Consider the following 6,440-nt stretch of genomic DNA (forward strand, 5'->3'; position numbering starts at 1 on the left):
CGACGGCGTCGGGGTGGCGCTGGCCGGAGAGGTCGGCGCCTTCGCGCTCGATGTCGCCTTCGACGCCCCCGCGCGCGGGGTCACGGCACTGTTCGGCCCGTCCGGCTCCGGCAAGACGACGGTCCTGCGCGCCATCGCCGGCCTCACCCGGCTGCGGGGCAGCGTCTCGGTCGGCGGCGAGGTCTGGCAGGACGGGAGCCGCTTCGTCCCGCCGCACCGGCGGGCGCTGGGCTACGTCTTTCAGGAGGCGAGCCTCTTTCCGCATCTCTCGGTCGAGCGGAACCTCACCTATGGCGCCCGCCGTTCGCCCGGCGGCGTCGACGCCGGGAGACGCGACGAGGTGGTGGCGCTGCTCGGCATCGGGCCGCTCCTCGAGCGTGCGCCGGTGGCGCTGTCCGGCGGCGAGCGCCAGCGCGTCGCGCTCGGCCGGGCGATCCTGTCGCGGCCGAAACTGNGACGAGGTGGTGGCGCTGCTCGGCATCGGGCCGCTCCTCGAGCGTGCGCCGGTGGCGCTGTCCGGCGGCGAGCGCCAGCGCGTCGCGCTCGGCCGGGCGATCCTGTCGCGGCCGAAACTGCTCCTGATGGACGAGCCGCTGTCGGCCCTCGACCGCGCCGCGAAGGACGCGATCCTGCCCTATCTGGAGCGGTTGACCGGCGTCCTCGACGTTCCGATCCTCTATGTCAGCCACGACATCGCCGAGGTCGAGCGGCTCGCCGACCGCATCGTCATCCTCGAAGCCGGGCGCGTGCGGGCGGCGGGGCCGCTGAACGCCGCGCTGACCGACGTCGGCCTCGGCTTCGTGCGCGATCCCCATGCCGCTTCCGTGCTGCCGGCGACGGTGGTCGCCTTCGACGCGACGGACGGCCTCGCCGAGCTGGAGCTTGCCGGCCAGCGCGTCTTCGTGGACGGCAGCGGGCCGGAGGAGATCGGCCACGCGCGGCGCCTGAGGATCGAGGCGAGCGACGTCAGCCTGACGCGCGAGACGCCGGGCCTGTCGACCATCCTCAACACGCTGCGGGTACGCATCCTGCGGATCGAGCCCGCGGCGTCGGCCAATCTCGCGGTCCTGCTCGCTCTGGACGCGGCGGGGGCGTTCACCTTCATGGCCAAGGTCACGCGACGCTCGGCGAACCGGCTGGCGCTGCAGCCGGGCGACGAGCTTTTCGCGCAGATCAAGTCCGTCTCGCTCGCGACGGCGCCGCCGATCAGCCGATGAAGCCGTCAGACTCCAAGAGGACGTCAGGGAAGCAATTGCAGTCTCGTCAGGCCGCCGGCTTCGCGCTTTGCTGCCGTCCGGTTCTGTCGCGGCGATAGCCTCCTGTCAGCGAGACTATTCCGCCGGATTTCGCTCCAGTCGCGGGCTGATCCGCTCCGGCGGATCGTATTTTGCTTCGAACAGCCGGCCTTCCGCCAGGAAGACGCAGGTGATCGAGGCGACCGACAGGGCGATGAAGCCGAGCAGCAGCGGCAGCACGGTGCCGTTGTAGAAATAGCCGAGCACTGCCCCGAGCAGCCCGCCGCCGAAGGTCTGCATGAAGCCCAGCACCGAAGAGGCCGTGCCGGCGACATGTCCGAGCGGATCCATCGCGAGGGCGTTGAAATTCGTGCCGATGAAGCCGAACAGGCAGAAGTTCAGCGTCATGATCGGCACGAAGAACCAGATCGGCGCCGCCCCACCCATCGCGACCGCCACCGCCAGGTGGATCGCGGCGAGCGACAGGAAGCCGATCAGCGCGCCGTGCGACAGCCGCCGCATGCCGAGCCGCTCGACCAGCCGCGAATTCAGGAAGGAGGAGGCGGCCATGAAGATCGCGGTGATCGAGAACAGCACGGTGAAGATCGGACCGATGCCGTAGACCTCGGTATAGAGCTGCTGCGCCTGGTTGATGAAGCCGAACAGGACGCCGAAGATCAGCGCCGTCGCGACGGTGTAGCCAAAGGCCACGCGATTGGTGAGGACGATCTTGAAGGCCTGCGCGACACGCCGGCCGGTCAGTTCCCGCCGGTCTTCGGGATGCAGCGTTTCGGGAAGCCGGAAGCCGGTCCAGAGCGTCACCAGCAGACCGAAGATGGCGACCGCCACGAAGATCTCCCGCCAGGAGCCGAACAGCATGATCCCCTGGCCGAGATTGGGGGCGATCACCGGGATCACCATGAACACCATCATCACCAGCGACATGACGCTCGCCATCCGGCGGCCGCCGAAACAGTCGCGCACCACCGAGATCGCGATCACGCGTGTCGCCGCCGCGCCGATTCCCTGCACGAAGCGCGCCGCGAGCAGGAGGTCGAAGCTCGGCGAGAACGTCGCGGACGCGTCGGCGAGGACGTAGACGGCGAGGCCGAACAGGAGGATCGGCCGGCGGCCGAACCGGTCCGACAGCGGCCCGTAGATGATCTGCGCGCCGCCGAAGCCGAGAAGGTAGGCGGTCAGGACGAACTGTCGCTGGTTGACGTCCGAGACGTCCAGCGCCTTGCCGATGTCCTGCAGGGCGGGAATGAAGATGTCGATCGCCGCCGAATTGAGCGCCATCAGGCAGGCGACCATGGTCACCAGCTCCCAATAGGGGAGCCCGCGCGTTTCGCTGTTCTGGGACGCGTTCGACATCTGGAGCCTTTCGGGTGTCGGCGCGAGACTTATCTTGCGATGCAACAAAAACAAGTCCGCCCTCGAGCGAAGACGGACGGTTCAACGATATTCGCTGAAAATGGCGAGGCCCGCGCCGAGCGCGAGCCTCATGGAAATCCGTGGAAGCGCGGCCGGCGGAGCCGGCGCCGGGGTCAGCCCGCGGCCGCTTCCGGCGCCGTGGTGGCGACGCCCTTCTCCTCGAACAGCGACTTCAGCTCCCCGGCCTGGAACATCTCGCGCAGGATGTCGCAGCCGCCGACGAACTCACCCTTGACGTAGAGCTGCGGGATCGTCGGCCACTGGGCATATTCCTTGATGCCCTGGCGCAGTTCGTCCGAGGTGAGGACGTTGACGCCCTTGTAGTCGACGCCGAGGTAGTCGAGGATCTGCACGACCTGGCCCGAGAAGCCGCACTGCGGGAAGGACGGCGTGCCCTTCATGAAGAGGACGACGTCGTTGGACTTCACCTCGTTGTCGATCCAGTCGTTGATGCCGGCCATGATCTTATCCTTTCCTCGCCGGGTTCAAAGCCCGGGGTTGCAAATCCGTGCGTGGGGTCGGCCGCCGCGAATTCGACCGTCGACCACAGCGGCTCCAGGATTTTCGGTACCGCCTTGCCTCGCGCAAGCAGCCAAGACCGGGACGGGAACAGGCCCCGTCATCATCCGATCGGCCGCGTCCGCCGTTAGATAGCACTTGGGTAGCGGCATTTGAAGGAGCGGCAGGACGGAGCGCCAGGCGCTTCTCAGCGCTCGCCGCCGCGGCGGCCGGTCCATTTGAGCCGCAGCTTGGCGGCGGCGCTGGTGCGGGGGATGCGGCGCGTCCACTTCCCCCGGTGGCGCCCGGTCCAGGCGATCGTCGAGGGGCGCTTGGCGAGCCGCAAGGCCCGGCGCTTCGTCAGCCTGCGCGAATGCCGGCTGGTCGCGACGGCGAAGGGTAGTCCGTCCTCGAATTCGGCGCCCGCCGCGCCGCTCAGAACATCCTCGATCGCCTTTTCGACGGCATCCTCGAGCATGACCGACTCCTATTTCGGCGCGCTCGTCTGCAATGCCAGCGCGTGCAGCTCGCCGCCCATGTTTCCCTGCAACGCTTTATACACGATTTGATGCTGTTGCACGCGGGACTTGCCGCGGAAACTTTCCGAGACGATTTCCGCCGCATAGTGGTCGCCGTCGCCGGCGAGATCGCGAATGGTGACGGTGGCGTCGGGCAGGGCGTCCTTGATCATCTTCTCGATGTCACGGGCACTCATGGGCATGGGCAGCACTCCTTCGTCCGGCGATCCGCGCCGAATTGCCGGGATGATAGGCGCCGGAGCAGGCTCGATCAACGATTGGCGACGATCGGCCGGTCAGGCGGCGGCGGACGGCTCTATGACGCTGCCCGACATATAGGCCGGGAACCAGGACTCGTGCGCGACGGCCAAGGCCTGGATCGACAGGTCGAGCCGTTTCAGGATCACGAGCCGGTCGTCGCCGGCTACGCCGAGCCGGCGTAGCGGAACACCCGCCGCGGCCGCTTCGGAGACGACGGCATCGGCGTCGGCAGCTTCGGCCGCGATCACGTAGCGCGCCTGGTCCTCGCCGAAGAGGAGGGCGTGCCCCGCGCCGTCACCGACGCTGATGCTGGCGCCGACGCCGGACGCGATGCAGAGTTCCGCCACGGCGACGCCGAGGCCGCCATCGGAGATGTCGTGGCAGGTGCGAACGTGCCCGGTCCGGATCAGGCCGCGGACGAAGTCGCCATGGCGCTTCTCCTCGGCAAGATCGACCGTCGGCGGCGCGCCGTCCTCCCGCTCCTCGATCGTCGCGAGATAGGCCGAGGCGCCGAGATGCGTGCCGTCGCGGCCGACGAGGAAGAGAACGTCGCCTTGCCTCATATTGTCGACGCGCGCGGTCCTGGTGCGGTCCTCGATCAGCCCGACGCCGCCGATCGTCGGGGTCGGCAGGATCGCCTGCCCTTGCGTCTCGTTGTAGAGCGAGACATTGCCGGAGACGATCGGGAAGGCGAGCGCCGAACACGCCGCGCCGATGCCCTCGACGGCCTTGACGAACTGGCCCATCAGCTCCGGCTTCTCCGGATTCCCGAAATTGAGATTGTCGGTCGCCGCCAGCGGCTCGGCGCCGACCGCGGTGAGGTTGCGCCAGCACTCGGCGACGGCCTGCGCGCCGCCCTGGAAGGGGTCGGCCTCGCAATAGCGCGGCGTCACGTCCGAGGAGAAGGCGAGCGCCTTGGTCGCATGGCCGTCGACGCGCACGACCCCGGCGTCGCCGCCCGGCCGCTGCAGCGAATTGCCCTGGATCAGCGTGTCGTACTGCTCGAACACCCAGCGCCGGGAGCACAGGTCCGGCGAGCCGAGGAGGGAAAGGAGCGCCGCGCCGTAGTCGCGCGGCTCGGCGATCTCGCTCGCGTGGATAACGCGCGCCGGCTTCGGCTCCAGCCAGGGCCGGTCGTATTCCGGCGCCTCGTCGCCGAGCTCCTTGATCGGCAGGTTGGCGACCTCGCGGCCCTCCCACAGGACTCGGAACCGCTTGTCGTCGGTCGTCCTGCCGACGACGGCGAAATCGAGGCCCCACTTGACGAAGATCGCCTCGGCCTCGTCGCGCTTGTCGGGGTTGAGCACCATGAGCATGCGCTCCTGGCTCTCCGACAGCATCAACTCGTAGGCCGTCATCGCGGCCTCGCGCACCGGCACGGTGTCGAGGTCGAGCTCGATGCCGAGATCGCCCTTGGCGCCCATCTCGACGGCCGAGCAGGTGAGGCCGGCGGCGCCCATGTCCTGGATCGCGATGACCGCGCCCGTCTGCATGAGTTCGAGGCAGGCTTCCAGCAGGCACTTTTCGGTGAACGGATCGCCGACCTGCACGGTCGGCCGCTTCTCCTCGATCGTCTCGTCGAACTCGGCCGAGGCCATGCTGGCGCCGCCGACGCCGTCGCGGCCGGTCTTGGCGCCGAGATAGACGACCGGCAGGCCGACGCCCTTCGCCTCGGAATAGAAGATCGCGTCGGTCTTCGCGAGACCGGCGGCAAAGGCGTTGACGAGGCAGTTGCCGTTGTAGCGCTTGTGGAAGTTCACCTCGCCGCCGACGGTTGGCACGCCGAAGGAATTGCCGTAGCCGCCGACGCCGGCGACGACGCCGGCAACGAGGTGCTTGGTCTTCGGGTGGCTCGGATCGCCGAAGCGCAGCGCGTTCATCGCCGCGATCGGCCGGGCGCCCATGGTGAAGACGTCGCGCAGGATGCCGCCGACGCCGGTCGCCGCGCCCTGATAGGGCTCGATATAGGAGGGGTGGTTGTGGCTCTCCATCTTGAAGACCACACAGAGCCCGTCGCCGATGTCGACGACGCCGGCGTTTTCGCCCGGCCCCTGGATGACCCGCTCGCCCTTGGTCGGCAGCGTCCGCAGCCAGCGCTTCGACGACTTGTAGGAACAGTGCTCGTTCCACATGGCGGAGAAGATGCCGAGCTCGGTCAGCGTCGGCTCACGGCCGATCAGCGCCTTCACGCGCTCGTATTCGTCCGGCTTCAGGCCGTGGGCCGCGACGAGGTCGGGGGTGATGGCGGGCTCGGCGGTCATGGAAGGGCTTCCTGCTGGCAAGCGGGGCGGTTTCAGAGCCTGTTAGCACCGCCGCGCGGCGGGACAAAGCCCGGCACGTGCGCCAATCGATGTGGATAAGGCCGCTGGAATTGGCATTGCGTGTCCTCTTAAGCTTCTTGACTAACGAATGACATGACGGTTTCGACCGGCCTGCGGCCCATGTTGCGGTAGCCGAGGTGCGGGCGTTCGGTGTTGTAGTGGACGAGCCAGGC

6 protein-coding genes and 1 pseudogene are annotated in these 6,440 nt (G+C 68.3%); 2 read left to right on the plus strand and 5 right to left on the minus strand.

What is annotated here, in order from left to right; translation table 11 throughout:
* Nucleotides 1-13: 13 nt before the first annotated feature.
* Nucleotides 14-454 (plus strand): annotated as a pseudogene (locus AB5S17_RS21965) (ATP-binding cassette domain-containing protein); the annotation flags it as partial.
* A 10-nt stretch (nt 455-464) separates the two neighbouring features.
* Nucleotides 465-1,217 (plus strand): TOBE domain-containing protein, encoded by a 753-nt coding sequence (locus tag AB5S17_RS21970; RefSeq protein WP_369243335.1) that lies wholly within the window; start codon nt 465-467, stop codon nt 1,215-1,217.
* 114 nt (nt 1,218-1,331) lie between these two features.
* Here AB5S17_RS21970 and AB5S17_RS21975 read toward each other — a convergent pair whose 3' ends face one another.
* The 5 genes from AB5S17_RS21975 to purL all read right to left on the minus strand — a co-directional run bounded on the left by AB5S17_RS21975 (nt 1,332) and on the right by purL (nt 6,207).
* Complete coding sequence (locus AB5S17_RS21975; RefSeq protein WP_369243336.1) at nt 1,332-2,609, minus strand: multidrug effflux MFS transporter; 1,278 nt, start codon at nt 2,607-2,609, stop codon at nt 1,332-1,334.
* A 173-nt stretch (nt 2,610-2,782) separates the two neighbouring features.
* Nucleotides 2,783-3,130 carry a Grx4 family monothiol glutaredoxin gene (grxD, locus tag AB5S17_RS21980; RefSeq protein ID WP_369243337.1) on the minus strand — a complete coding sequence of 116 codons (348 nt, stop codon included), beginning with the start codon at nt 3,128-3,130 and terminating at the stop codon, nt 2,783-2,785.
* 245 nt (nt 3,131-3,375) lie between these two features.
* Nucleotides 3,376-3,645: a hypothetical protein gene (locus AB5S17_RS21985; RefSeq protein WP_369243338.1), complete on the minus strand. Its 270-nt coding sequence runs from the start codon at nt 3,643-3,645 to the stop codon at nt 3,376-3,378.
* A 9-nt stretch (nt 3,646-3,654) separates the two neighbouring features.
* Nucleotides 3,655-3,888 (minus strand): BolA family protein, encoded by a 234-nt coding sequence (locus AB5S17_RS21990; RefSeq protein WP_369243339.1) that lies wholly within the window; start codon nt 3,886-3,888, stop codon nt 3,655-3,657.
* Between the two features lie 93 nt (nt 3,889-3,981).
* A complete protein-coding gene (purL, locus tag AB5S17_RS21995) occupies nt 3,982-6,207 on the minus strand; it encodes a phosphoribosylformylglycinamidine synthase subunit PurL (protein ID WP_369243340.1) in 2,226 nt (741 codons plus the stop codon).
* Between the last annotated feature and the right edge of the window lie 233 nt (nt 6,208-6,440).

The sequence above is a fragment of the Jiella sp. M17.18 genome (assembly GCF_041027365.1).
Lineage (GTDB): Bacteria > Pseudomonadota > Alphaproteobacteria > Rhizobiales > Rhizobiaceae > VKMB-3413.

Coding starts and splice junctions, on each gene's coding strand:
- AB5S17_RS21975 (WP_369243336.1), bottom strand. CDS start 2,609: ATGTCGAACGCGTCCCAGAACAGCGAAACGCGCGGGCTCCCCTATTGG.
- grxD (WP_369243337.1), bottom strand. CDS start 3,130: ATGGCCGGCATCAACGACTGGATCGACAACGAGGTGAAGTCCAACGAC.
- AB5S17_RS21985 (WP_369243338.1), bottom strand. CDS start 3,645: ATGCTCGAGGATGCCGTCGAAAAGGCGATCGAGGATGTTCTGAGCGGC.
- AB5S17_RS21990 (WP_369243339.1), bottom strand. CDS start 3,888: ATGCCCATGAGTGCCCGTGACATCGAGAAGATGATCAAGGACGCCCTG.
- purL (WP_369243340.1), bottom strand. CDS start 6,207: ATGACCGCCGAGCCCGCCATCACCCCCGACCTCGTCGCGGCCCACGGC.